Raw genomic sequence first — 25,918 nt, forward strand, 5'->3', positions numbered from 1 at the left:
CGGCAACCGCCAGGGAGCATGATGGCCACCACGAACGGCAAACAGCCCGCCCACCGTCCTTCGCGACGACAGCACATCATCAGTGCCGCCGTCCGGGTGTTCGGCCGCAACGGCTTCGCCGAGACCAGTGTGCAGGACATCGCGGACGAGGCACAGGTGGTTCCCACGGCCGTCTACTACCACTTCGCCGGCAAGGAGGAGCTGCTCGAACTCGCCATGCGGCGGGTCTTCGACCAACTGAACACCGTCGTGGAGACGGCCCGGCCGGACACCGAGCCGGGTGACGCCGAGGGCCTGATCCGCACCATCGACGCCGTGTGGGACTGGGTGGAGCAGAACCCGGACGAGGCCCGGCTCTACCAGGTCCAGATCGCCTCCGCCAACGGCAACATCAAGCTGCTGCGCGACGAGTTCGAGCAGCGGCACATCCAGCGTGCGTACGACTATCTGCCCGAGAGCACCGCCCGAAGTCCGCGGGCGGCCAAGGCGCGGCACGCCTCGCAGGCGCTCGCGGTCCGCACCTTCATCAGTACGACCATCCTGGTGACCGCGCTGCGCGCCGAGGGCGGACCGCTGTCCCGGATGCCGTCCGGGTCCGTGCAGGAGGCGGTCAGGTCTCTGGCGCTGCGCGTCGTGGCCGCCGACCAGAAGGCCGAGTCCACGGCCACACCGGCCTGACGCGAACGGCCGGGCGGGCCGGGCTCGGACTCCCGGATCACCAGGGCAGGGGCCTGCGCTCGGCGAACAGCCCGCCCGTGGTCCCATCGCCCTCCGGCAGGGTCGCCAGCCAGACGGGCGTGTCCGCGCCCTCCTCCGGCCCGCGCGGGGCGGCCGGGCCGCCCATGCCGCTGCGGGTCCAGCCGGGGTCGGCCGCGTTGACCAGGACGCCCGTGCCGGCCAACTCGCCCGCGAGCATCCGGGTCAGGGCGTTGAGCGCGGTCTTGGAGACGCGGTAGGCCGGATGCCGGCCGGAGTCCATCAGCGCCAGCGAGCCGTACGAGCTGGTGAGGTTGACCACCCGCCCGTAACCGGCCCGCACCATGCCCGGGACGACGGCCTCGGCCAGGCGCCAGGCACCCACGAGGTTGATGTCCAGGGTGGCGCGCAGGACGTCCTCGTCGAGGTACGGCGGCCGCAGATCGCCGTCCAGGGACACCCCGGCGTTGTTCACCAGTACGTCGATCCCGCTCCCGCCGCCGACCAGTTCCCCGGCCTCGCGCACCGCTTCGGTGACACTCGCCGCGGAACCCACGTCCAGGACGAGCGGCAGCGCCGCCGGGCCGATGGACCGGCACACCTCCTCGGCCGCCTCCCGCTTCCGTGCCCCGACCAGGACCCGCAGCCCCCGCTGCGCGAGCTGTCGGCAGATCTCCGCGCCGATCCCGCGCGCGCCGCCGGTGACCAGGGCGGTTCTTGGCTCGTTCATGGCGATTCTCCTCGGTTGTGCGCAGCCGCGCCGTTCAGAGAGTCAGCACCGCGCACGCGCTGATCCCGGGCGCCCCGTACACATGGGTGAAGCCCACCCGGGGACCGCCCGGCACCTGCACGCCCGGCGCGCGGCCTTGCAACTGCCGTACGACCTCGTGGAACTGGCGCAGCCCGGAGGCGCCGACCGGTTCGCCGCCCGCCAGACACCCGCCGTCGGTGTTGACCGGGATCCGGCCCGTGGGGTCGGTGTCGCCCGCGGCCAGCAGCCGCTCCTGCTCGCCGTGTTCGCACAGTCCGGTCTCCGCCAGGTGGATCAACTCCGAGCCGCTGTCGGTGTCCTGCAGCTGGGCCACCTGCACGTCGGCGGGCCGCAGACCGGCCCCCTGGAACACCGCCTCCGCAGCGTCGACGCTCGGGCTGCGGTGCGGTCCGGGCGGAAGCCAGGGCGAGAACACCTCGAACGAGCCGAACCGCCTGGTCCGGAAGGCCAACGAGGCCAGCTTCACCGGCTGTTCGCACAGGTCGAACGCGCGGTCGCCGCGCGCGAGCACCAGCGCGGCCGCGCCCTGACCCGGGGAGCAGAACATGTACTGGGTGAGCGGCGGGCTCACCTCGGCGGACCGGAGGATCTCCTCCTCCGTCAGCTCCTTGCGCCGCCACGCCAGAGGGTGGCGGGAGCCGTTGCGGAAGGCGCGCGCGGCCACCATCGCCAGCGCCCGTTCCGGAATTCCGTACTCGTGCAGATAGCGCTGCGTCTTGAGGGCGAAGAACTGGGTCGTCAGCATCATCCCGGTTTCCGCGTACCAGTCCGCGAGACCGTAACGGGCCGCCGACACATGGAACGCGCCCCGCTCGTGCTTGTCGAACCCCACGGCCAGTCCCACCGACGCCTCGCCCGCCCGCAGCGCGTTGGCCACCGCGAGCACCGTAGAGGCGCCGGTCGCGCAGCCGTTCTGCACATTGACGAACGGCACACCGGTCAGCCCCAGTCGGCCCACCAGGGTGTCGGGCTTGCCGGACACGTCGGAGCCACCCGCCGCGTACCCGATGTCCTCCCAGGCGACACCGGCGTCGGCCAGCGCCTCCCGCACCGCCCGTACCGCCATGTCCATCCCGGTGACGGACTCGTCGCGGCCGAAGGGATGCATCCCGCAGCCGACCACGTAGACCTCGTCGGCCCGGCTCATCGCTGTCCTCCCGGATCGGGACGGAACGCGAACGTCAGTACGTCGGTCCCGTCCTCGTCCTGGTACGCGGGCACGGTGGTGAGCCGGACCGGAAGCCCGATCCGTATCTCGGGACGGGACACCTCCAGCCGCGCCTCGACCAGCACGTCACCGAGGTCCACATAGCCGAGGTGATACGGCTCGTAACCGCCGGCCGGCGGCCGGTACGGCGGCTTGGGCGGGAACGCCTGCAGCGTCCACGACCACACCCGCCCCCGCACCGGCAGGGGATGCGCGGACATGGTCCCGTCCGAGCACCTGGGGCAGGAGTCCTGCCGGGGAAAGACGACGGTGCCGCATGCGGAGCAGCGCGCCCCCACGAGGCGCGGGGAGTCCGAGCCGTCGAACAGGCCGTCGTCGATGAGTCTGGTGGTCATGCTGTCGTCCTGTCCTTGTGCCGGCTACGGGCCACGGGCTGCGGGCTACCAGCCCAGCAGCCCGGCGAGCCGCTCCCGGTGGTGCGCGGTACCGCCCAGCAGTACGGCGTCGGACTGCGCGCGCCGGAAGTAGAGGTGCGCGTCGTGCTCCCAGGTGAAGCCCATGCCGCCGTGCAGCTGGACGCACTCCGCCGCGACGAAGGTGAACGCCTCGCCGCACCAGGACTGCGCCACCGCGGCAGCCTCCGCGAGCGCTTCCGGGGACGATCCGGCCGCACGGACGGCTCGTACCACCGCGGACCGCGCGGACTCCACCTGGAGCAGCATGTCCGCGCAGGTGTGCTTGACCGCCTGGAAGCTTCCGAGTGCCCTGCCGAACTGGGTACGGTCCCGCACATGCGCCACGGTCATGTCCAGCGCGGCCTGGGCGCCGCCGAGTTGCTCGGCGGCCAGTGCCACCAGGGCGGTGTCGAGGGCGCGGGTGACGACCTCCGTCCCCTCGCCCCCGGCGGTCAGCGCACGAGCCCGGGCACCCGAGAACGTCAGCACCGCCTGGCCGCGGCTCAGGTCCAGGGTGGGCACCCGGCGGACGGTCACGCCCGGCTCGCGCGGGTCGACGAGGAACAGGTCCACGCCGTCGGGACCGGCGGCCGCGACCACCAGAGCCTCGGCGTCGGCCCCGTCGAGTACGAAGGGCGCCGTGCCGTCGAGCACCGCGACACCGCCTCGCCACGTAACGCCCACCGGCACGGCGTCCGGTCGCCAGACACCGTCGGGTGCCGCCACCGCGAGTGCGTGCACGCGGCCCTCGGCCAGCTTCGTCAGCGGCTCCGAGGCGGTCCCGCAGCCGGCGAGCACCTGCCCGGCCAGCACGGTGGAGGACAACAACGGCACGGGCGCCAGCGTCCTGCCGAGTTCCTCGCAGACCACGGCGATCTCCGCGAGGCCGCCGATGCCTCCCACGGCCTCCGGCAGGCCGAGGGCCGCGAGACCCACCTGCCGGCCGAGGGTGTCCCACAGGTCGGCGTCGATGCCGGGGGAGTGCTCGTCGAGCGAGCGCACCGCCGCGATGCCGCCCGCGTCCGCGCACACCGACCGCACGGTCTCGCGCAGGTCCTCCAGTTCGGACTCGGAGGCCTCGGTCACTTCGCCTGCGGGGTCGGTCACAGTGGTCATGTCGCTGTCCTGTTCCGCTCGCTCCCACGCCCGCGCAGCACGCTGTGTGCCGCCGCCATGCGGGCGACCGGCACACGGTGCGCGGAACACGAGACGTAGTCCAGTCCCAGGTCGTCGCAGAACGCGATCGACTCGGGGTCCCCGCCGTGCTCACCGCACACGCCGAGCTTGATGTCCGGCCGTACGCTCCTCGCCCGCTCCACGGCCAGGGCGATCAGCGCGCCGACGCCGTGCGGGTCGAGCCGGGCGAAGGGGCTGGCGGTGAGGAATCCGCGTTCCTGGTACGAGGCGAGCACCTGGCGTTCCACGTCGTCCCGGGAGAAGCCGTAGGTGAGCTGGGTGAGGTCGTTCGTGCCGAAGGAGAAGAACTCGGCGTGCTCGGCGAGTTCGGCGGCCATCAGGGCGGCCCGCGGAGTCTCGATCATCGTGCCCAGCCGGTACGGCACCTCCACGCCGGTGCGGGCGGCCACCGTCGCGGCGGCTTCGCGGACGAAGGCGGCCGCGGCCTGAAGCTCCTCCGGCATGCTGACGAGCGGGATCATCACCTCAAGCTGGGGCCGGACGCCGGTCGCGGCGACATCGACCCACGCGGAGAACAGCGCTTCCGCCTGTGCCGGGTACAGCCGCTCGTGCAGCAGCGCCAGACGTACCCCGCGCAGCCCGAGCATCGGGTTGGCCTCCCGCAGCGACGCCGCCCGCTGCTCCGCGGCCTCGTCCCCGGACTCTCCCGGAGCGGGCAGGAACTCGTGCAGCGGCGCGTCCAGCAGACGCACGGTGACCGGGCGGTCGCCGACCGCCGCGAGCAGCGCTGTGAAGTCCTCGTGCTGTGCGTGCTCCAGGGCGAGCAGTGCCTCGTCGCGGGCGGCCGGGTCGGCCGCCAGGATGACGCTGCGGATCAGTGGCAGCCGCTCGCCGAGGAACTGGTGCTCCGTACGGCACAGGCCCACCCCCTCCGCGCCGAGGGCGACGGCGGTGTTTACCTCCGCCGCGGTGTCGGCGTTGACCCGTACTCCGAGGCGCCGCACGTCGTCTGCCCACTCCAGCAGGGTGGACAGCTCCGGCGGCGGGCCGACGACGCTGATGCTCAGCGTTCCGGCGTAGACGGCACCGGTGCGGCCGTCGAGCGACACCGGGTCACCCTCGTGCAGCACCCGGTCACCGATCCGGACCGTGCCCGCCGCCCGGTCCACCCGCAGTCCCTCGGCACCGCACACCGCCGGCTTACCGGCGCCGCGTGCCACCACTGCCGCGTGCGAGGCGATGCCCCCGCTGCCGGTGAGCACCGCGGCGGCGGCCAGCATCCCGGGGACGTCGGCCGGTGTGGTCTCGTGCATCACCAGAACGGCGTGCGTGTCCTCGGCGGCAAGCTCCAGGGCGCGTTCGCTGGACAGGACGACGACACCGGTCGCGGCCCCGGGGGACGCGGGCAGCCCGCGGACCAGGAGGTCTTCGTCACCGGTCAGTTTCAGTTGCGGGTGCAGCAGTTCCTGCACCTGCGTGGGAGAGATCCGCCGTACCGCGTCCTCCTTCTCCAGAGCGCCGTCCCGGGCCAGGTCCGCCGCGAGGCACACCGAGGCGCGCAGCGGCGGACGGCTCTGCACGGAGGCGGCGAGCAGGGAGATCTCGCCGTCGCGCACCTCGAAGTCGACGGACACCGGTGCGTGCAGATGACGCTCGAGGGTGAGCAGCGAATGCTCGAGGAGGGTCGTGCCCGCCGTCAGCTTCTTGAGCGGTTCGCCGGTGTGCGGGGGCGGTGCGCTGCGGCGCACGCCCCGGAAGAACGAGCCCTCGGCAGAGAAGCGGCCGGTCTCGGAGTGGCGGCTGACCGCCGTGCCGTAGCCGGAGCGGTCCGAGGGGCCGACGCGCAGTGCCTGTACGTGCAGGGCGATGCCCAGGTCGGCGGGGAGCTTCTGGGCCCTGCGCGACCTTCTGGCGCGCGGCGAGTCCCAGCGGGCGAGGACCGCCCGGGCGGCCAGGGCGAGCTGCTCGGCCGGGTCGTCGGGGAAGGGTCGCTCGGCGTGGTGTGCGACCAGGGACAGCAGGGCCTCGACCCGGGCGCGGGGCTCCGGGGCGTCGAGGAGCGCGTCGTCGAGCACGGCGGCCGGAATGTCGAGGGCGTACTCCGCGATCATCCGGACCGTGGCGGCCCACACCTCGTACAGTCCGTCCGCGCGGCCGATGACGGTGCTCAGGTCCAGGGCGTTGCCGGGGGTGGCGCCGAGACAGGCGAGGTCGGGCGGGAGCCCGGCGACCTCGCCGGGCGCGCTCGCCGACAGCCGCAGCAGCAGCGGCCGGGCGGCGTCGCCGACCCGGCGTCCCGACAACTGCTCGACGAGTTCGACGGCCGCCCGCGCGGTGCCGGGCTCGCCCAGTGCCCGCGCGGAGCCCGCGGGCACGGTCAGCCCGGGGACCACCGGCAGCCCGAGGGCCACCAGCCGGTCCATCGCGATGCCGTGCGCGCCCAGCTCATCGGCGTCCAGTCCGCGGATCCGTCCCTGGCCGTAGGGCACCAGGGTGAGACCGGGGGCCTGCGGCTGAGCGACAGTGCCCGCCTGTCGGTCGGTGATGCTCAACCTCGGCTCCTTCGGACCAGCTTCTCCTCGAGGGCCTCGTCGTCGGCCCGGCTGATCCCGAGGACCAGCAGTAGTTCCTGGTGCAGCCGCATCCACACCGTGTGGTACGAGTCGCACAGCGGGGAGGCCAGCCACTGGGCGCCGCCGTCGTCGAACCGGTCGAGCGCCTCCTCCAGGCCGGTGAGATACCGTCCGCTGCCCGCCAGCAGCCGCTCCAGCCGACGCAGCACCGGCTGGATGGCCTCGTGCACGTCCTCCAGCATCTCGCGCACCTCGGCGTCATAGACACTGTCGTTGTGGTCGTTGACGCTGCCGTCCGGGCGGCACTGCCAGGCCGTGCAGACCTCGCGCACCTTCCTGTTGACCGGCAGGAACGCCTCGTAGACCGCGTTGATCTGGTCCTGAAGCTCCGAGCCCGCCGGAATCCGCAGCACCTTGGCCGCGGCGTTCTTGGCGTACTCGGTGGGCAGCACCATCGGGCCCTTCACCATGGCGAGCCCGGCATCGACCAGAGGGCGGTACTGCGCCTCTGGTACGCCGCGCCACATACCGCGCAGGACGAGGTCGATGACGGCATCGGTGAGGGACTTGTCGAGCGTGTCTGTCCGCTCCGCGGCAGCAGAATGCATCTCCACACCTTCTTGTGGGGCGCGGGCTCAAGCCGCGCGGCGACAGTTGCCGGGTCGCAGGGACTGCGATGGGTGGGCGTCGCAGGGGACTGCGATCTGTGTTGCCCGGAGGTTACGCCCGAGCGGCCCTGTTAGTGAAGAGGTACTCAAGAAACACTTTGCGACTTCTCCGCTGCCGACCGCGCGGAAGGTGCCCTGCCGCGAGACCGGGTGGCCAGGAACGACTCCATCGCGGCCTGGGCCTCCGCGCCGCCCGCCAGAGCGGCGATCGAGCGGGCTTCTTCGGCGAGGTGCTTCTCCAGCGGCGCCTCGGCGCCCACCCGCAGCAGCTCCTTCGCGGCCCGCAGTGCGGCACCGGAGCCGGCGGCCAGTTCGGCGGCGGTCCGGTACGCCGTGTCGTCCAGCTCGGCATCCTCCACGACCCGGGACACCAGCCCCCACCGCTCGGCGTCCTCGCCGGTCAGGACCCTGTTGGTGAGGATCAGGTCCGCGGCCCGCCGAGGGCCCAGCAGCCGCTGCAGGATCCATGAGGCCCCGCAGTCCGGGGTGAGTCCGATCGCCGTGTACGCCAGCCGGAAGCGCGCCGACCTGGACGCCACCACGACGTCGCCCGCCAGGGCCAGCCCGATTCCACCGCCCGCGGCCGCGCCGCGCACCGCGGCCACCACGGGCACGGGCAGCTCGTGCAAGGCCTGCACGGCCTCGTGCGCGGCGGAGGCGACCGCGTGGACATAGGAGGCGGTGTCCGCCCCTCGTCCGGCGAAGGCTCGCAGGTCACCGCCCACGCAGAAGTTCCCGCCCGCCGCCCGGAGCAGGACGGCGCCGCCCGGATCCGCGGTGACTGCGGCGGCCGCGTCGCGCAGGGCCTCGGCGGTGGGGAGATCCAGGGCGTTTCCACGTCCGGGGTCGTCCAGCAACAGCTCGACGACTCCGTCGGAGTGGCGGACGACCCGGACCGGCTGGGTGCTCATCGGAGGTCTTCTCCCGTCATCGGGACCTGCTTGAGAATGGCGCTCACATACTGGTCCCGCTCTACAGTTTCGGCAATGGGCTGGTCTGCGCTCTCGCCGAGTGAGCCATGTCGCACAGCAGTCTTCGTAGGTGTGGTGGGCTAGATACTTGACCCGTTGTACAGTTTCGGCGATGCGACGGGCACTGGCGCCCGTACGCCTGTCGGCGGGAGGAACCATGCCGATCCAGTTCGATGTCGATCCGTCGGTCGCCCGGCTTGCCGAGGCCACAGCCGAGTTCGTCCGCGACGTGGTGATCCCGGCCGAGCGTGAATGCGGCGGGTCCGTCCACGACGCCCCGCAGGCGTTGCGGGAAACCCTGCAGAAGGGGGCGCGCGAGGCGGGCGTCTTCGCGCCGCACGTCCCGAAGCGGTGGGGCGGACACGGGCTCGACCTGCGCGGGCAGTCGGTGGTCTTCGAAGCCGCCGGGTACTCCGTGCTCGGCCCGCTGGCGCTGAACTGCGCGTCCCCGGACGAGGGCAACATGCACCTGCTCGAGAAGGTGGCCACCGAGGAGCAGCAGGCCCGCTATCTGCGCCCGCTGGCCGCCGGCGAGTACCGCTCGTGCTTCGCGATGACCGAACCGGCGCCGGGCGCCGGCTCCGATCCCCGTGCGCTGCGGACCACTGCGGTACGGGTCCCCGGAGGCTGGCGCATCGACGGGCGCAAGTGGTTCATCACCGGGGCCAGCGGCGCCGACTTCGCCATCGTGATGGCCCGCACCGACGGCAGCCCCGGCGGCTCGGGCGGCGCCACCATGTTCCTCGTCGACGCCGGCAACCCGGGCATGCGCATCGTCCGGAACATCCACACGCTGGACGAGAGCCTCTTCGCCGGGCACAGCGAGGTCGTGTTCGAGGAGTGCGTGGTGGGCGAGGACCAGGTCCTCGGCCAGGTGCACCGGGGCTTCGAGAACGCCCAGGTCCGCCTCGGTCCCGCCCGCCTGACGCACTGCATGCGCTGGCTCGGCGCCGCGACCCGCGCCCGGGACGTCGCCCTGGAGCGTGCCGGGACCCGCGAGGCCTTCGGCTCGCTGCTGGGGGATCTCGGCATGGTGCAGCAGATGGTGGCCGACTCCGAGATCGACATCGAGGCGAGCCGCGCGCTGATCTGGCGTACCGCCTGGGAGTTGGACAACGGCACCGCGAGTGCCGCGCAGTTCTCCTCGGTGTCCAAGGTCTTCGTGGCGGAGGCGGTGGGCCGCATCGTCGACCGGGCGGTGCAGATCTGCGGCGCGCTGGGCATCTCGGCCGAGGACGCCCCGCTGGCGCGCCTGATCAGAGAGGTACGGCCGTTCCGCATTTACGACGGCCCGTCCGAGACCCATCGCTTCGCCATCGCGCGCCGCGCGGTGAAGCCGTACCGGCAGCCGCGTCCGGCCGGATCCGCCGGCTCCTGACGGGGCGTCGGCCTGTGCCGTCGCCTTAGTTTCTTGTCATTGACTACAGTCAAGCTTAGGGATACTAGGACGTCCTAGTAATTTACTAGGACGTCCTAGTAACCTGGCCCCCCACCCGTCGCCCGTCCCCACGGGCAGGCCGTCCGGAGAACACACCGTGAGCGATGGCACCAGCACACCGCAGCTCCACCAAGCGCAGCACCCGGTGCGCCTCGTCACCGCGTCCAGCCTCTTCGACGGCCATGACGCCTCGATCAACATCATGCGGCGCATCCTCCAGGCGCAGGGGGCCGAGGTCATCCACCTCGGCCACAACCGCTCGGTGGGCGAGGTCGTCGACGCCGCCCTGGAGGAGGACGTCCAGGGGGTGGCCGTCAGCTCCTACCAGGGCGGCCACGTCGAGTACTTCGAATACCTCGCCGAACTCCTCCGCGAACGCGGCGCCGGTCATGTGAAGGTCTTCGGCGGCGGGGGAGGAGTGATCGTCCCCGAGGAGATCCAGCGGCTCGCCGACGCCGGAGTGCGCATCTTCTCCCCGGAGGACGGGCAGCGCCTCGGCCTCACCGGCATGATCAACACCATCATCAGGGAGTGCGACTCGGCTCCCTGGCAGGATGCCCCCGCCCAGCTCACCGCCGTACTCGCCGGCGAACGCCCCGCGCTCGCCCGGCTGCTCAGCGCCCTGCAGACGGTCACCGTCCCGGACGAGGACCTTGACGCGCTCCGCCGCGCCGCGGCCGCCCGCTCCGTACCGGTCCTCGGCATCACCGGCACCGGCGGCGCGGGCAAGTCCTCCCTCACCGACGAACTCGTCCGGCGGCTGCGCGTCGACCAGCAGGACAAGCTGCGCGTGGCGGTCCTCGCCGTCGACCCGACCAGACGGCGCGGCGGCGGCGCCCTGCTCGGCGACCGGATCCGGATGAACAGCCTCGACGGCGACCGGGTCTTCTTCCGGTCCCTCGCCACCCGCGGCCACCACGAACTCCCCGAAGGCCTGACCGACTCCATCGCCGCCTGCAAGGCCGCCGGATACGACCTGGTGATCGTGGAGACCCCCGGCATCGGACAGGGCGACGCCGCCATCGCCCCGTACTCCGACGTCTCGCTGTACGTCATGACACCCGAGTTCGGCGCCGCCTCCCAGCTCGAGAAGATCGACATGCTGGACTTCGCCGACGTCGTCGCCATCAACAAGTTCGAACGGCGTGGCGCGGCGGACGCGATGCGCGACGTGGCCCGCCAACTGGTGCGCAACCGCGAGGCGTTCGCCTCCCGCCCCGAGGACATGCCGGTCTACGGCACCAGCGCCGCCACCTTCAACGACGACGGCGTCACCGCCCTGTACCAGCACCTGCTCGGCCTGCTCACCGAACACGGCCTCCCGGCCGGCCCCGGCACCCTTCCGGTGACCGACGTACGCCACTCCAGCGGCGCCGCGCAGATCGTGCCCACCACCCGGGTGCGCTACCTCGCCGAGATCGCCGAGACCGTACGCGGCTATCACGCCGACACCGCCACGCAGGCCGACGCCGCCCGACGCGTCCAGCGCCTGACCGCCGTACGCGACGAACTGACCGCAATCGAAGCACCCACCGCCGACGTCGAGAAACTGCTCGCCGACGCCGAGGACGGCCTCGACGCGTCCACGCGCCACCTGCTGGAGGAGTGGCCGGAGACCGTACAGGCGTACTCGGGCGAGGAACTGATCACCGTCACCCGCGGCCGGGAGCAGCGCACCGCTCTGGTCCGCGAGTCACTGTCCGGCAACCTCGTCCCCCGGGTGGCCCTGCCCCGCTACACGGACCACGGTGAACTGCTGCGCTTCCTGCGCGCGGAGAACCTGCCCGGCCGCTTCCCCTTCACCGCCGGCGTGTTCCCGTTCAAGCGCGAGGGTGAGGACCCGGCCCGGATGTTCGCCGGCGAGGGCGACCCCCAGCGCACCAACCGCCGCTTCCGCTATCTGTCCAAGGACAGCGAGGCCACCCGGCTGTCGACCGCCTTCGACTCGGTCACCCTCTACGGCCACGACCCGGCCCTGCGCCCCGACATCTACGGCAAGGTCGGCACCTCGGGCGTCTCCGTGGCCACCCTCGACGACATGAAGGCGCTCTACGCGGGCTTCGACCTCACGTCCCCCACCACCTCGGTCTCCATGACCATCAACGGCCCGGCCCCCACCGTCCTGGCCTTCTTCCTCAACACGGCCATCGACCAGCGGCTCGACGCCTTCACCGCCGAACACGGCCGCGAACCGAGCGCCGAGGAGAGCCGGGAGATCCGGTCCTACGTCCTGCAGAACACCCGGGGCACGGTCCAGGCCGACATCCTCAAGGAGGACCAGGGCCAGAACACCTGCCTGTTCTCCACCGAGTTCAGCCTGCGGATGATGGCCGACATCCAGGAGTGGTTCATCGAGCAGGGAGTGCGCAACTTCTACTCGGTGTCCATCTCCGGCTACCACATCGCCGAGGCCGGCGCGAACCCCATCAGCCAGCTCGCCTTCACCCTCACCAACGGCTTCACCTACGTCGAGGCGTACCTCGCCCGCGGCATGTCCGTCGACGACTTCGCGCCCAACCTGTCCTTCTTCTTCTCCAACGGCATGGACCCCGAGTACACCGTGCTCGGCCGGGTCGCCCGCCGCATCTGGGCGGTGGCCATGCGCGAGAAGTACGGGGCGGGGGAGCGCAGCCAGAAGCTCAAGTACCACGTCCAGACCTCGGGCCGCTCCCTGCACGCCCAGGAGATGGACTTCAACGACATCCGCACCACCCTGCAGGCGCTCATCGCGATCTACGACAACTGCAACAGCCTGCACACCAACGCCTACGACGAGGCCGTCACCACCCCCACCGAGGACTCCGTCCGCCGGGCCCTCGCCATCCAGCTCATCATCAACCGCGAGTGGGGCCTCGCGATGAACGAGAACCCGCTGCAGGGCTCGTACATCATCGACGAACTCACCGACCTCGTCGAAGAGGCCGTACTCACCGAGTTCGAGCGCATCAGCGAGCGCGGCGGAGTCCTCGGTGCCATGGAGACCGGCTACCAGCGCGGCCGCATCCAGGACGAGTCGATGCTCTACGAACAGCGCAAGCACGACGGCACGCTGCCGATCATCGGCGTCAACACCTTCCGCAAGCCCGGCGGTGACAGCGAGCACGGCGCGGTGGAACTGGCCCGCGCCACCGAGGGGGAGAAGCAGTCGCAGCTCGCCCGCGTCGAGGACTTCCGCGGACGTCATCGCGCCGAGGCGGAAGCCGCCATCACCGAACTCAAGCGTGCGGCCACCAGCGGCGAGAACGCCTTCGCCGTACTGATGGACGCCGCCCGGGTGTGCTCACTCCAGCAGATCACCGAGGCGTTCTTCGAAGTGGGCGGCGAGTACCGCCGCAACGTCTGAGCACGCCGGGCACACACGCCTGTCCACCCTCTTTCCGCTCCTTCGCCCCTCCGCTCCTTCATCTCTTCGTCCCAAGCAAAGGCCACCCGCATGGAAACTGTCTCGCGTCTCGGTGTCGTCGGCTGCGGTCTCATGGGCTCCGGCATCGCCGAGGTCGCCGCCCTCAGCGGCAGCGGCATCGACGTACTGGTCGCCGAGTCGTCCGCCGACGCCGCCGAGGCCGGCCGCCGACGCGTCGAGGCCTCCCTCGACCGTGGGCTGCGGCACGGCAAGATCACCGAGGCGGCACGGGACGGCGCACGCTCCCGCCTGACCTTCACCGACGACCTCAAAGCCATGGCCGACCGGCAGTTCGTGATCGAGGCCGTCGCCGAGAACCGTGACCTGAAAACCGGCGTCCTGAAAACCCTCGACCAGGTCGTCACGGACCCCGAAGCCATCCTGGCCACCAACACCTCGTCGATCCCCATCGTCGACCTGGCGGTGGCGACCCAGCGGCCCGCCCATGTCCTGGGCATCCACTTCTTCAACCCCGTACCCGTGCAGTCCCTGGTCGAGATCATCCCGGCCCTCACGACAAGTCCCGACACCCTGGCACGGGCCCGGGCCTTCGCCTCCGAAGCCCTGGGCAAGGAGGTCGTCGAGGCGACCGACCGCTCCGGCTTCGTGGTCAACGCACTCCTCGTGCCCTATCTGCTCGCCGCCGTCCGCATGGTCGAGGCCGGCTCCGCGACTGCGCAGGACATCGACCGAGGCATGGAACTGGGCTGCGCCCACCCCATGGGCCCCCTGCGCCTGCTCGACCTCATCGGTCTCGACACCGCACAGGCGGTGGCGGAGTCGATGTACGAGGAGTTCAAGGAACCGCTGTACGCGCCTCCCGCTCTCCTGCGCCGCATGGTCGCCGCCGGCCGCCTGGGCCGCAAGAGCGGCCACGGGTTCTATGACCACACCGCGCGCCAGTGAGGATGTAGACGGCGACGAGCAGACGGCAAGGGGTGAGGCGACTTGCCGCATCCTGAGGGCGGAGTGCCGGGGCCAAGTGCACTCCGCTGACCTCGTTGCGCGTCACGTTCAACCGCCTTCCGTCCTCTTTTGCCCTTGGTAGCCCGACGCGGCGCGCTGTCAGCGGTGGTTACGGACAACGCCCTGTCGGCTCCGTCCGCACCATGGGTGCCAACTCAGGTGCCGGTAACTCGGCGCGAGGCTACGCTCGTCACGACCCTGACCGGCAGGTGGGGAGAGGAGCGTCTGGTGCACCGACCTCTGCTCTACCTGGACGTGGACGGTCCGCTGAACCCCTTTGCGGCGAAGCCGGAGCGCCGTCCGGAAGGCTACACAACCCACCGGATGAAGCCCGAGGGCTGGATTGCTCAACACCCCGGCACACCACTGGCCCATGTGAAGCCTCTTCGGGTGTGGCTCAACCCTGATCACGGCCCTCGCCTTCTGCAACTCGGCGACACGTACGACCTGGTGTGGGCCACTACCTGGGGGACGGACGCGAACACCTTCATCGCACCCGTCCTCGGCCTTCCCGAACTGCCTGTCGTGGAGTGGCCGACGATGCACGACGCCGGGCCGCGCGGGACCTTCTGGAAGACCCGCCATCTCGTCGCCCACGCCGCCGGCCGCCCCTTCGCCTGGGTCGATGACGACCTGGGCCAGACCGACCGCGCCTACGTCTCCGCGTACCACGACGGTTTCGCGCTTCTCCACCATGTCGACGCTCGCCGGGGCCTGCTCGAAGCCGACTTCGCGGCGCTCGATGCCTTCGCCCGCTCTCCGCACTCCTCAGAGGCCTGACCGCCAGCAATCCGGAGGCATGTCCAGCGCGGCGGGCAGTCGGAGGTCACGCGCGGCCGTTGCCCGGAAAGACTCCAACGTTGAGCGAGTCCACATACGTTTCGTGGCGCACCAGGATCGCCGAGGCCGGCGCCGTGATGCACAGCGGTGGGTGCTCCCTCGCCGCCTGACCGCCGAAGCTGCCGTCTCCCGCGGGATCGGCGAGCGATCGCCGGCCGACACTTCACCGCATCACCACTCGGATCGTCCTACCGTGCATCACCACTCGGCTTGTCCTACCGTTCTGGGTCTGCTGTGGGGGTGTTCAGTTCGATTCGCCGTAGTGACGGCAGGAGCAGGGGCAGCAGCATGGCGGCCGCCATCACGGCGCCTCCGGTGACGGCCACCGCCGCCGCGCCGAACGCCGCGGCGAGGAGCGGGGCGGACAGCTGGCCGACGGGGATCGAGGCGAACGATCCGAACTCGTCGTAGGCGCTGACCCGGGAGCTCAGTCGTTCCGGAATGTGGATGTGCCAGACCGTCGACCACACGACGGTGAAGAACTCGGCGGCCAACCCGGCGGCGAATGCTGCCGTGGCCAGCCAGAAGGTGTTCGCACCGGTACCGAGGAGGATCAGCGGGACGGCGGCCAGGGTCATCGAGGACAAAGCCGGCACCATCGGCCGCCGTACCGTCAGCTTCACCATCACCATGGTGGCGAGCAGTGACCCGGCGCCGCGGGCGCTCAGCACCAGGCCCCAGCCGTCGGCGCCGATGGTGTCGTCGGCGATCACCGGGCCGAGGATCTGCCAGATGCCCATGTTGCCGACGTTGAAGACGGCGAAGGCCAGCGTCACCGACCAGATCCAGGGCTTGGAGCTGAAGTAGTCCCAGCCCTGCCGCAGTTCGCCCAGCATCGTCGGGCCGTCCTTGGCGCGGGGCGGCAGGCCGGGCAGCGAGATCCGGGCGAAGCAGACCGCTGCCAGGAGGAAGGACGCGGCGTCGGCGGCGATCGCCCAGCCGCCTCCGACGGAGACGGTCAGCAGACCGGCAACGGTCGGTCCGACCATCCGGGTGGTGTTCCTGGCGGAAGCCAGCAGGGAGTTGGCCTGCTGGATGCCGCGTCCGCTCGCCAACTGCGGGACGATGCCGCGCAACGCAGGGGTGGTCAGTGCCTGGAAGACGCCGTTGAAGGCGGACAACGGCAGCAGGAGCGCGGGGTGTTGGTGGGTGAGAAGGAGGACCGCCACGGCGGCCTGACTGATGCCGGCGCCCAGGCTGGAAAGCCGCAGTACGGTGTCGCGGCGATAGCGGTCGGCTATGCCGCCGCCGAGGATCATCGTCGCGATCATCGGGACCATGGAGGCGGTGAGGACCGCGGACAGCCATGCGGCGCTGTCGGCGACCTCCAGGACACCGAACGCCAGCGCGACGGGTGACATGGCGCTGCCGACCATGGAGATCGACCAGCCGGCGAGAAACCACCGGAAGGCGGGGGAGCGGAGCGGCTGCCCGGACGCCAGACTGGTCCTGGACGGTGGTGTCGCATCGTTTTGGGAGGGTGCGGGGTCCCGATTTCCCGGCGCATCTGCTTCAGGCACGAGGGGCGACGTTGCCAGCGCGCGCGGGATCCATCAAGCGGGTTTCGCCGTGGGGTTCGGCCGGTACTTCTCCGGGAACAGCGCGAGCACGAGTCCGGCACTGTGCCTCGATCAGGCCGCGAGAATGCTCAGGCATCTCGTCGCGCAGCCGTCTGGTGTGCCGCGCGGTGATCCCTGCGGCGACGCCACCACTCGGTCACCGAGCCGGTCTCGTCGCGCCGGTGAGGCGGTACCAGGAACTTCGGCCGGTTGAACCAGGTGATCGTGGCGTGCAGCATCAGCAACGGGAACGAGCCCAGGATGAAGGACGCGGTGACAAGGTCATGAACGGGCCCGGCGCCGAGGGCACCGATGATGCCCCCGGTCGTCATGCACACCAGCCACCCCGCGAGGGCGACGACGCCGCGTTCATGCCCCCTGACGACCGACGGGCTCTGCGAAAGCCGGTACGCCGGTATCTCGGGCGCCCGGTCGGAGTCGGTCCAGTGAAGCCACGCCGCCCACACGCAGATCATGCTCACCCCGACCAGGAGAACAAGCACGAAGATGCCGGAACTTGTGTCTGCCACAGCCCCTCCCGGGCGTGAGCACTGACGGAACGCCTCAGTATCCGCTCAGCCGTGCGAGGCCTGATCGATCGGGGTCGGCTGCGCCCGCTCGGAGGGTCTCCCGGCAATGGGGGAGACGTGGGTCACAAGCGTCCGTGTCACAGGGCGTCGGGCTGTCTCGTCTCAGGGGATGTAGCCACTGACGACCACGGAGGAGCACACCATGGACGCGCGACTGAACTACTTCGCCAGCCCGATTGCCGGCAAGGCCCTCAAGTACTTCATGTCGGCGGGCAAGGCGCTCAAGGAATCGCCGCTGCCGGCTGCGACACAGGAGCTGGTGGCGCTTCGCGTGAGTCAGATCAACGGCTGCGCCGCCTGCATCGACATGCACACCAAGGAGGCCGTCGCTGCCGGGGAGGACCCGGTGCGGCTGAACCTGGTGGTGGCGTGGCGGGAGGCCACGGTCTTCACCGAGGCCGAACGTGTCGCGCTGGAGCTGGCGGAGCAGGGGACCCGGGTCGCGGACGCGGCCGTCGGGGTCAGCGACGAAGTCTGGGCGCGTGCCGCCGAGCACTACGACGAGGAGCAGCTCACCGCCCTGGTGATCCTGGTGTCCTTCATGAACACGGTGAACCGGCTGAACATCATCACGCAGCAGCCGGCTGGCGACTACAAGGCCGGGCAGTTCCACTGAACGAGCGTCGGCAACCGGCCCGGGCCCGGCGTGGGCTCCGGGCCCTCGGCACGGGGCCTTGCCCTGCGCCGCCGGTGGAACGGATGATCACCGGAAAAAAGCCCGCGCGGACCGTCGGGCGGGAGGACTGCGAGGGGGAGACGGCGTGAGCAAGGTCGAGGAGTTCGAGGAGCTGCGGCCGCTGCTGTTCTCGATCGCCTACCGGATTCTGGGCAGCGTGGGTGAGGCCGAGGACGCGGTCCAGGAGACCTGGCTGCGCTTCGACGGCTCGGCGACCCGGCCCACGTCGACCAAGGCTTTCCTGTCCGCCACGGTGACGCGGATCTCGATCGACGTGCTGCGCTCCGCACGGGTGAGGCGGGAGGAGTACGTCGGGCCGTGGTTCCCCGAGCCGCTGCTCACCGATCCCTATCAGGATCCGGCACGCTCGGCGGAGCTGGCCGAGTCGGTGTCGATGGCGGCGCTGCTGCTCCTGGAGCGGCTCAGCCCGCTGGAACGGTCGGTGTTCGTGCTGCGGGAGGTGTTCGGTTTTGGCTTCGACGAGATCGCCTCGGCGGTGGGGCGGTCGGAGGCGGCGTGCCGGCAGCTGCTCGTACGCGCGCGGAAGCACATGCAGGCCGGACGGCCACGCTTCGAAGCGAACCGTCAGGAGCGGCATGAGCTGGCGACGCGGTTCGTCGACGCCCTCCGCGAAGGCGACGTGGCCGGCCTGCGGGACCTGCTCGCCGCCGACGTGTCGATGGTCGGGGACGCCGGCGGCAAGGCCCCGCAACTGGCCAAGGCCGTCATCGGCGCCCAGAACGTGGCCCGGCTGCTCGCTTCCGTCATCCCCTGGATGGCCCGGGTCGACGTGACCTTCGAACCGCACGAGGTCAACGGCCAGCCCGGAGCGATCTTCCGCGACCGGGACGGCAAGGTGCTCACCATCCTGGTCCTCGATGTACTCGACGGGCGGATCCAGACCATCCGCTCGGTGCTCAACCCCGACAAGCTCGACCACCTCGGGCCGGTCGCCGACGCGTGGGCTGTCGACCGCGAGGCGAAGCGGGCCCGACAGCGGTCGAGGTGACCTCGGGACCCGGCGTGGGTCGGTTCGTTCACCGTCGGCTCATGTCAGCCGCCCCGGGGGCGCACTCACGTCCTCGCCGGCACCGGCCGCCTGAGCAGGTAGAGGGCCGCGATCGAGACCAGGACGGCCATACACGCGATGAACACCAGCCCGGCGCCCTCCAGGCCGATCGGACCTGTCAGTACTCCCACACCGATCACCGGCACCGAGATACCCGCGTAGGCCACCACGAACAGCGTCGAGATCACTGCCGCCCGACGGTCCTCGGGAGACGCCTGCGCGACTGCGGACAGCGCACCGCGAAACGCCAAGCCCTGGCCCGCCCCGCCGACGACCGCGCTGAGCACCACCAGCGGCAGCAGGTCCCACCGCAGCGCACCGGCGAGCAGTGCCAGCCCGGCGAAGAGCCCGGCGCAGCCCAGTGGCAGCGATCGCCCCAACCCGATGCGGCCGACGGCCACCTGCCCGGCCGTCGAGGAGAAGAAGGCCAGGGCGACGACCAACCCGCTCACGGCATGGTTGTGCACGTTCAGGGACTCCGCAAGGAACGCTGGGCTGACCGACGTGAACACTCCGAACAACGCGAAGCCCACGAAAGAGGCGATCGCCGCCGGCCCGAACACCGGCCGCACCTCCGCGGGCAGACCGGGCCGTTGCGGCCGTACGGTGCTCAGCGGCCGGCGCTCCCGCACGGTCTCCGGAAGCCGCAGCAGGACGGCGGCCGAGCAGGCCACCAGGGCCAGGTGTACGGCGAACGGCAGATGCAGCGGCCAGGCGGCGTACTGAGCGAGCACTCCGGCGAGCAGTGGACCGCAGCCGAGCCCGCCCATGTTGGCGGCGGTCGCCACGAACGTGGCCCGGGAGGCGCCTGCGTACGGTGCCAACTCCATCACGTACGCCGTGGCAGCCCCGGTGAACAGGCCGGCAGACAGGCCCGACAGCAGTCGACCCGCGTACAGCCAGCCCAGCCCCGCTGCGCACAGGAAGCAGACGGCACTCGCCGCCGCGAATCCCAGGCCCCACAGCAGCACAGGCCGTCTGCCCATGGCGTCCGAGGCGTTGCCCGCCAGCAGGAGCACGCCGATGACCCCGAAGGCGTACACGGCGTACACGACGGTCACCGTCAGCTCGGAGAAGCCGAACTTCTCCTGGTACAGGCCGTAAAGGGGCGTCGGCAGCGTGGTGCCGGCCATGCACACGGCGAACACCGCCCCGCCGAGCAGACACTGGCGCCACCCTCGGCGATCACCATCCATGCCGCCGACCGTAACCCCGCAGGCCGTACCGATCCGGCCAGGCGTGCCCGGCGAGCCGCCAGTACGGGCGCGTCGAAGGGGACCGACCCCACCGCCGACCGGCCGGCGTCAGAGGTCCTTGGCGGGCCAGTCCAGCAGGCGAGCACCGATGACCGCTGTCTGGAGCATGTAACGGTGGGCGGGGTCGGCGGGGTTGGCGCCGGTGAGTTTGCGGATGCGTTCCAGGCGGTACGTCAGCGCGCGCACGCTGAGGGTGAGGCGGCGGGCGGCCTCGGCGGCCACGCAGCCGGAGTCGAAGTACGCCGTGAGCGTGTCGAGGAGGGGCTGGGCGCCGCCGCGAGCCGCGGTGAGCGGGCCCAGAGTGTCCACGACCAGGTCGGCCATGGCCTGCCGGTCACGGGTGAGGACGGGGTAGACAAGCAGGTCGGCGGCGCGCAGGACCGGGTCGTCGAGGTCGAGGCGCTCGGCCAGTTCGAGGGCGTTGAGTGCCTCCTCGTAGGAGTGGACGACGCCGCCGGGGCCGGGCTGGGGGCGGCCGAGTGCGACCCGGCCGCCGCCGGTGGCGGCGTGCGCCTGCTTGGCGAAGTAGGTGAGGATTTCGTCGTGGTGACCCGGGGCGATGCACAGCAGGCGGCCGTCCTTGGTGGTGAGCAGGACGTTGCGGTCACCGAAGCGGGCGATGAGGGTGCGTTCCACCTGCCGGGGCACGGGGTCGCCCTCGTCGTAGGCTGTCGGGCCCTGCGCGACGGCGACGGCGTGGGCGTGGGAGAAACGAAGCCCGAAGCGCTCCGCGCGTTCGGCGAGGCGGCCCAGATCGCTGCGGCCGTAGAGGAGATCGTCGATGAACTCGCGGCGGGCGGCCTCCTCTTGACGCACGGCGAGGCGCTGGGCGCGTTCGTATCCCTCGGCGAAGGCGTCGATGATCTGCTGCACGGCGGCGAGCGCGCCGTCGGCCGAGCCCGACGTGCTCGGCCAGGCCGTGCGAGCGGCGGTCAGGTGCACGCTGACCAGGGTGCGCAGCCCGTGGCCGGCCTCCGCGGCCTGTTCCCCCAGGGCGCGGCGGGAGGCGATCTCGTCACGGGTGAGGCGCCGACCGGTAGCCGCCACGCCGGCCAGAATGCGGTCGTAGCCCTCGAGATACCGCTCGGGAATCTCCCCGTCCACCACGTCGTCCCCCCGGATTCTTTGACGCGCCGGTGACGATTTATTGACTGCGACCGGCATACAGACCCTATGGAACACTGCCGGGATCCGGCAATGCGTTGCCGGGATCCGATCGTGCAACATGGTCCGCGGGGAGCACGGATGATTCCCGGTGCCGGACACCGGCAGGTGCCGGCACCGGGAATCGAGCCCGGGAAGAGCTGCGCGAGGACACCGTTGAAGGCGAGCTCGAGCACCGGCAGGACGAGGCCTGTGATGCCGAGACCCAGAGCTGGAGTCAGGCCGCCCCCCCGCGGTCGTTGCCGACACGCCATAGGGATGCCCTCGTGCCGACTGCAGCGGTCATTGCCAGATTCCGGCAGCCATTACCCGCTTTTTCCTGCCTGACCTGCGCGTCTGCGGACCGCGTCCCAAGTCGTGGCCGGTGGCCGCGAAGTTCGGCCTGGCCCTGCGGGTGTGGGGTACGGGGTGCGCACCAGGCGGTTCGGGGGGGGCGGTGTGCAGCCGGGGTGCGGCTCGGGTCGATGGCGTAGGAGCCGATCGCCGTGTCCCCAGGCCGCCGCCGGCACTTGATCGAGCCCGCCACCACGGTCCTGCTGGGCCTGTGCCTCACGGCTGGGTGGTAGACCGGCCGGTCCCTCACCCTGGGCTTCGAAACGACGCGCCCGCGGCGCAGCGACCCCAGCCGCAGGCGGCCGCGCGCACAGCCGCCGTGCCCGGCGGTGACCGATCGGCAGCCGACACGGCGCCCCCGGGCGACGGTTCCCTTCGACGAGTCGCCGGGGAGGACAGGTGGCGACTCCCGCGACGTGCGCGGCGGCGTTCATGCTGGGCAGCACACCGGTTTCCCGTCCCGCACGGACCCGCTCCGCGACGCCCCGGCCAAGGACTGACCGCGAGCGCTCGCGGCGCCTTGCCGCCGATTTCAGGCGCGGACGGCCCTGACGGCGCGGTCGGCACGATCGGCTGTACATCCCCGTGACGTCACCCGTTCACGACCGCGGGGCGTTGCCCATCTCGACGGCGAAGACCATCGGGTCGCTGTCGTAGCCGCGGACCATCTCGTGGAACTCCCACCGGCCGGAGGCGTCCTTGGCGAACTCCGCGACCGTCGTGGCGGTGGATCCGGCGACCCCCGCGAAGTCGTCCTTCAGGAGTTCCGCATAGCCGTCGAGGACCAGAACTCCCGCATTCGATATGTCGCCGAACGTCTTCGGGCCGCTGTTCTGGTGGATGGCCACCCCCACGACCACCCGGGCGAAGGAGGGCGCCAGGCGATCGAACTCCAGCGTCATCGCCTCCACGAAGCCGAAGCCCTGGCCGGTCTGGCTGTGCCGGCTCATGTTGATCGTGCCGTCCGGTGAGCGGCTGTCGAAGTGGACGACGTACACCGGCTGTCCGTAGGGATCGTCCGACGAGTACGTCGCGGCGATGATGTCGAGATGATGAGGCGGCTGGTTCCAGGCGCTCGGGTCCCACTTGAGTTTCACTTCGGCCTTGCCGAGTCCCCTGCTGACGCTGCCCACGGGCCGCTTCCTCTCTCGCGCTTCGCCACCACGGGACGATTTCCCCCCGCACTGTCAAGCAAGTATGGGTCCTGGCCAGCCCGTTGCAGCCCCCTGATCCCGTTTCACGCGCATGCAGTCGCGGTCTCACCCGGCCATGAGCCGGAGAGGAATCCGTCGTGGGTACGCCCGCGAGAACGCACGGCGTAACCGTCTCGCGCCGACGGCACCTCACACCGGGACGCCGAGCCTGCTGGGAGGCGACTGCGCCGACGCCGCGGACGCAGAGCAGCCGATCGGACGACTGCCTGTGCCTACGCCGTTCCGCCAGGGCCCGTACCGGTCGGCACTCTCGGACGGCTCTCGAGGACCTCGCCAGGCGCCCCTGTCGGGTCAGGCGGAATGAGGAACTCGAGCTCGGGACGGTCCCACACCACGGCGGGTGGATTCGCGGACGCGGTCCCGGTGCGCACCGCACCGACGCTGCGGTAGAAGCCCTCGGCGGGAGGATGCGACACCACCCGGACGTGATCGAGCCCGGCGGCGCGGGCCTGGGCCTTCATGTGCGCGACGAGCAGCCGTCCGATGCCACGTCCCTGTACTCCGTCGGCGACGAACATCAGGTCGAGCTCCGGCGGGACGAGGACGAGCGCGTAGAAGCCGAGGACACGGCTTTCGTGCTCATCGGCGGCGACCGCTACGAACACACGGTGGGTCTCGATGTAGTCGGGACCGACCCGGTAGTCCGCCACCATGGCCGCGTACTGCCCTTCATAGGCACGCGAGCCACGCACGAGGCGCGTGAGCCGTTTGGCGTCCCGCGCGACGGCCCGCCGTATCGTGGTCGGCCCGCTCCCAGGCGTAACGCTCGACTTCATTAGGGGAGTATTACGTACCGGGGAACGGTTTCACGCACCGGGTCCGGCTCAGGCAGATCCGCCGTGGGACAGTCCTGTGCCCTTGGTCCGGCAGCGGCTCTGTCACCCGGGTCTGCGGACCCACTGCGGTTCGACCTGTTCCCACGTCCGTTCCCGCTGGTCGTCGCGTTGCGTCGCCTCGCCTCGCCCGTCGAGCCGCGACCGTGCGCGGCGGCCGGCGGCCTACGCCACGGCGCCGTGACGGGCACGGCGGCGGTACCCGCGCAGCCGGCGAATACGGTGGCCTGGTGGGCGGCGGTCCGGGGCTGCGGCGTGAGGGTTCCCTGGGAGTCCGTCCACACCTGGACCGTCGCTCTCGCCTCGTGACCGGCGTTCATCAAGGCCTTGCCCGTGTGCGTCGAGCCGTCCGCAGTGGTCCAGCGGACCATGGCCCTGACCCGCTCGCAGCCGGTTCCCGCCGCTGCCGTCATGACTGCCGGAGTGTTCTCGGGCAGCCCGGCCCTGACAGCGACGCCGCGGGCTGGTGACAGTGGACGGGCCGGCGGTAGGCGACGACGGTGAGCAACCAGTGGGAGCGGATGTACGCCATCAGCCCGCCTCTGCCGGTCTCCCGGCCACCGAACTCCGCCCAGCACCGGCTACCTGCCAAGGCCTCTGCACCGCCCACAGGACGCTGCACGGGCCGGTGCCTGACGCCGGCACGGCACCCCAGGCGGGCATGCCGGCGCATCACGCGATCGAGTCACGCTCAGCCCCAGGTCTCGCCGATGGTCGCGTTGGACCAGGCGCAACCGGATCCGCACATCGCGCGTCAGCAGGCCTCGACGAGCAGGCCTGCCAGGCGGGTTCCGTCATCCGCCACTCCGTCACCACCTCGGCGTCGTCCGCGGGCCGTCGCGGCGCGACCAACGGGACATCGGGCCGGTCCAGGCTGAGCAGGGGCGTCCGCACCTCCCTGGCAGAGCCTGGCGCGACACCGGCGGAGGGGCGCTTGGCCCCGGCCGGCTTGTCGAGGAGCCCTCGACGTCAACCTGTGAGCGGTCGTATCGCCGGTACGAGAACTGCCCGTCTCACGCGACCCGCCACGAAGCCGCGATGCGGTCCGGGCGGACCTTGCGCCACGAAGTCCCGGAAGTCGTCCAGGACAGCGTGGTGCAGACGCGGTCGCAGTCAGGACCAGGCGGAGCACCGACCGCCTGCGCGGATCGGCGAAGTGGACTCAGGCGTCGGCTTTGGCGGACTGCTTCTCACCCTGCGGCGAAGACGCCTGCTCCGCCGCGTCGGGTGCGGTGTAGTACACGGATGCGCCCTGCTTGCTGCGCTGCGCCTGGGTCCTGGCGACCAGTCCTTCGAGGGTGGTACGCACCACGGTCGTCTTGATGTTGCGGTCGGGATGGGCCTGTCCGAGGGCCGTGGCGATCTCGGCCGCCGAGCGGGGTTCGCTCTGCTCGGAGAGGTGACTGCGGACCAGGTCGACCAGCGTCGGCTGGGCGGTCTTGGCTGCTTCGGCGGTGTCTGCGCGCTTCTCGGCGGCCGGCTTGTCCGTCGCGGCGGGGCGAGGCTTGGAGGCGGTCTTCGTCGTCCGGGCGCGCTTGCTCGGGCCGGACTTGGCGGCAGCCTTCTTGGCGGCAGTCTTCTTGCGGGGAGCGGGCACCGTGACACTGTCCGACGGGGCCAGAGGCTTGGCGGAAGCCGACTCCGTGCCGATGGCCTGCTGGATGTTGACCAGCACCTGGTGATCGCGCTGCAGGGCTGCCAACTGCTCCTGCAGGGCGGCGACCTCCGCGCCGACACGTTCCTGCTCCTTGGTGTTGCGCTCGAGGTCGGCACTCACCTGAGCGGTGTACTGCGATGTCAGTTCGGTAGCGGAAGCGTTCTCAGACATGGGACGCACAACCTTTCCTCGACCAGAGGCCGAAGTCGACGGGCCTGACACAAGTGTGTGCTGTTGTCCTGGGCGGATGTCTGCGGACGGCAGTCATACCCCATGCACAGTGCCCTGCCGTAGCGATAGTACGGACAACCGGAAGAGGTGTGTCATCCCTTGAAGCGTCTGAGTCGAGTTCACCCCTCGGAGTGGGCCGCGCAAAGCCTGCGGGCAGTGAGCCCGGGATGCTTATGAAGGACGGTCCGAGCTTGTGCCGTTGGCTCCCAACCGCCTTATGGACAAGGGGTGTTGACGGGTGGCATTGCT

Annotated in this window: 21 protein-coding genes; 7 read left to right on the forward strand and 14 right to left on the reverse strand. The window is 71.0% G+C overall.

The genetic code is table 11. The features are described 5' to 3' along the window. Positions 1–18 precede the first annotated feature (18 nt). Entirely contained in the window at positions 19–678 is a 660-nt protein-coding gene (locus ACFWWR_RS30720; RefSeq protein ID WP_383869023.1) for a TetR/AcrR family transcriptional regulator, read from the forward strand. A gap of 37 nt (positions 679–715) precedes the next feature. On the opposite strand, the gene ACFWWR_RS30725 is transcribed toward ACFWWR_RS30720, so the two are convergent. The 7 genes from ACFWWR_RS30725 to ACFWWR_RS30755 form a co-directional block, all read right to left on the reverse strand. Beyond that, complete coding sequence (locus ACFWWR_RS30725) at positions 716–1,426, reverse strand: SDR family NAD(P)-dependent oxidoreductase (protein ID WP_383869026.1); 711 nt, start codon at positions 1,424–1,426, stop codon at positions 716–718. Positions 1,427–1,460: 34 nt separating this feature from the next. Next, a complete protein-coding gene (locus ACFWWR_RS30730; RefSeq protein WP_383869029.1) occupies positions 1,461–2,615 on the reverse strand; it encodes a thiolase family protein in 1,155 nt (384 codons plus the stop codon). Beyond that, positions 2,612–3,031, reverse strand: a complete 420-nt coding sequence (locus ACFWWR_RS30735) for a Zn-ribbon domain-containing OB-fold protein (protein ID WP_383869031.1) — start codon at positions 3,029–3,031, stop codon at positions 2,612–2,614. The genes ACFWWR_RS30730 and ACFWWR_RS30735 overlap by 4 nt, the downstream gene beginning before the upstream one ends. A 45-nt stretch (positions 3,032–3,076) precedes the next feature. After that, complete coding sequence (locus tag ACFWWR_RS30740) at positions 3,077–4,207, reverse strand: acyl-CoA dehydrogenase family protein (RefSeq protein WP_383869034.1); 1,131 nt, start codon at positions 4,205–4,207, stop codon at positions 3,077–3,079. After that, entirely contained in the window at positions 4,204–6,780 is a 2,577-nt protein-coding gene (locus ACFWWR_RS30745) for a putative PEP-binding protein (protein ID WP_384306609.1), read from the reverse strand. Before ACFWWR_RS30745 ends, ACFWWR_RS30740 begins: the two co-directional genes overlap by 4 nt. Next, the gene (locus ACFWWR_RS30750) at positions 6,777–7,409 is read right to left on the reverse strand and encodes a hypothetical protein (protein ID WP_383869040.1); all 633 of its coding nucleotides are present in this window, start codon (positions 7,407–7,409) and stop codon (positions 6,777–6,779) included. The genes ACFWWR_RS30745 and ACFWWR_RS30750 overlap by 4 nt, the downstream gene beginning before the upstream one ends. Positions 7,410–7,555: 146 nt before the next feature. Further along, positions 7,556–8,380 carry an enoyl-CoA hydratase/isomerase family protein gene (locus ACFWWR_RS30755; protein WP_384306612.1) on the reverse strand — a complete coding sequence of 275 codons (825 nt, stop codon included), beginning with the start codon at positions 8,378–8,380 and terminating at the stop codon, positions 7,556–7,558. Positions 8,381–8,597: 217 nt separating this feature from the next. Here ACFWWR_RS30755 and ACFWWR_RS30760 point away from each other — a divergent pair, with 217 nt between their 5' ends. The 4 genes from ACFWWR_RS30760 to ACFWWR_RS30775 all read left to right on the forward strand — a co-directional run bounded on the left by ACFWWR_RS30760 (position 8,598) and on the right by ACFWWR_RS30775 (position 15,027). Continuing rightward, positions 8,598–9,818 (forward strand): acyl-CoA dehydrogenase family protein, encoded by a 1,221-nt coding sequence (locus ACFWWR_RS30760; RefSeq protein WP_383869190.1) that lies wholly within the window; start codon positions 8,598–8,600, stop codon positions 9,816–9,818. A 157-nt stretch (positions 9,819–9,975) separates the two neighbouring features. Beyond that, positions 9,976–13,221 carry a fused isobutyryl-CoA mutase/GTPase IcmF gene (gene icmF, locus ACFWWR_RS30765; RefSeq protein ID WP_383869046.1) on the forward strand — a complete coding sequence of 1,082 codons (3,246 nt, stop codon included), beginning with the start codon at positions 9,976–9,978 and terminating at the stop codon, positions 13,219–13,221. 90 nt (positions 13,222–13,311) lie between these two features. Beyond that, positions 13,312–14,187 carry a 3-hydroxybutyryl-CoA dehydrogenase gene (locus ACFWWR_RS30770; RefSeq protein ID WP_383869049.1) on the forward strand — a complete coding sequence of 292 codons (876 nt, stop codon included), beginning with the start codon at positions 13,312–13,314 and terminating at the stop codon, positions 14,185–14,187. Positions 14,188–14,475: 288 nt separating this feature from the next. Then, positions 14,476–15,027 (forward strand): hypothetical protein, encoded by a 552-nt coding sequence (locus ACFWWR_RS30775; protein ID WP_384306615.1) that lies wholly within the window; start codon positions 14,476–14,478, stop codon positions 15,025–15,027. 275 nt (positions 15,028–15,302) lie between these two features. On the opposite strand, the gene ACFWWR_RS30780 is transcribed toward ACFWWR_RS30775, so the two are convergent. Both ACFWWR_RS30780 and ACFWWR_RS30785 read right to left on the reverse strand, forming a co-directional pair. Next, on the reverse strand, positions 15,303–16,607 hold the full coding sequence (locus ACFWWR_RS30780; RefSeq protein ID WP_384306618.1) for an MFS transporter: 1,305 nt from the start codon (positions 16,605–16,607) through the stop codon (positions 15,303–15,305). 128 nt (positions 16,608–16,735) lie between these two features. After that, entirely contained in the window at positions 16,736–17,176 is a 441-nt protein-coding gene (locus ACFWWR_RS30785) for a hypothetical protein (RefSeq protein WP_383869057.1), read from the reverse strand. A 202-nt stretch (positions 17,177–17,378) separates the two neighbouring features. On the opposite strand from ACFWWR_RS30785, the gene ACFWWR_RS30790 reads away from it, so the two are divergent. Further along, entirely contained in the window at positions 17,379–17,852 is a 474-nt protein-coding gene (locus ACFWWR_RS30790; protein WP_383869060.1) for a carboxymuconolactone decarboxylase family protein, read from the forward strand. A gap of 145 nt (positions 17,853–17,997) precedes the next feature. Next, complete coding sequence (locus ACFWWR_RS30795; RefSeq protein WP_384306620.1) at positions 17,998–18,921, forward strand: RNA polymerase sigma-70 factor; 924 nt, start codon at positions 17,998–18,000, stop codon at positions 18,919–18,921. A gap of 65 nt (positions 18,922–18,986) precedes the next feature. Here ACFWWR_RS30795 and ACFWWR_RS30800 read toward each other — a convergent pair whose 3' ends face one another. From ACFWWR_RS30800 to ACFWWR_RS30820, 5 genes are all read right to left on the reverse strand, one after another. After that, positions 18,987–20,177, reverse strand: a complete 1,191-nt coding sequence (locus ACFWWR_RS30800) for an MFS transporter (protein WP_384306622.1) — start codon at positions 20,175–20,177, stop codon at positions 18,987–18,989. 108 nt (positions 20,178–20,285) lie between these two features. Then, positions 20,286–21,344 (reverse strand): PucR family transcriptional regulator, encoded by a 1,059-nt coding sequence (locus tag ACFWWR_RS30805; RefSeq protein ID WP_383869069.1) that lies wholly within the window; start codon positions 21,342–21,344, stop codon positions 20,286–20,288. Positions 21,345–22,333: 989 nt separating this feature from the next. Next, entirely contained in the window at positions 22,334–22,867 is a 534-nt protein-coding gene (locus tag ACFWWR_RS30810; RefSeq protein WP_383869071.1) for a TerD family protein, read from the reverse strand. Positions 22,868–23,160: 293 nt separating this feature from the next. Further along, positions 23,161–23,724 (reverse strand): GNAT family N-acetyltransferase, encoded by a 564-nt coding sequence (locus ACFWWR_RS30815; protein ID WP_384306625.1) that lies wholly within the window; start codon positions 23,722–23,724, stop codon positions 23,161–23,163. 1,219 nt (positions 23,725–24,943) lie between these two features. Then, positions 24,944–25,609, reverse strand: coding sequence for a hypothetical protein (locus tag ACFWWR_RS30820; protein WP_383869076.1), 666 nt, complete (start codon positions 25,607–25,609; stop codon positions 24,944–24,946). Positions 25,610–25,918: the final 309 nt, after the last annotated feature.

Origin of the sequence: Streptomyces sp. NPDC058678, assembly GCF_042714835.1 — a bacterium.
Lineage (GTDB): Bacteria > Actinomycetota > Actinomycetes > Streptomycetales > Streptomycetaceae > Streptomyces.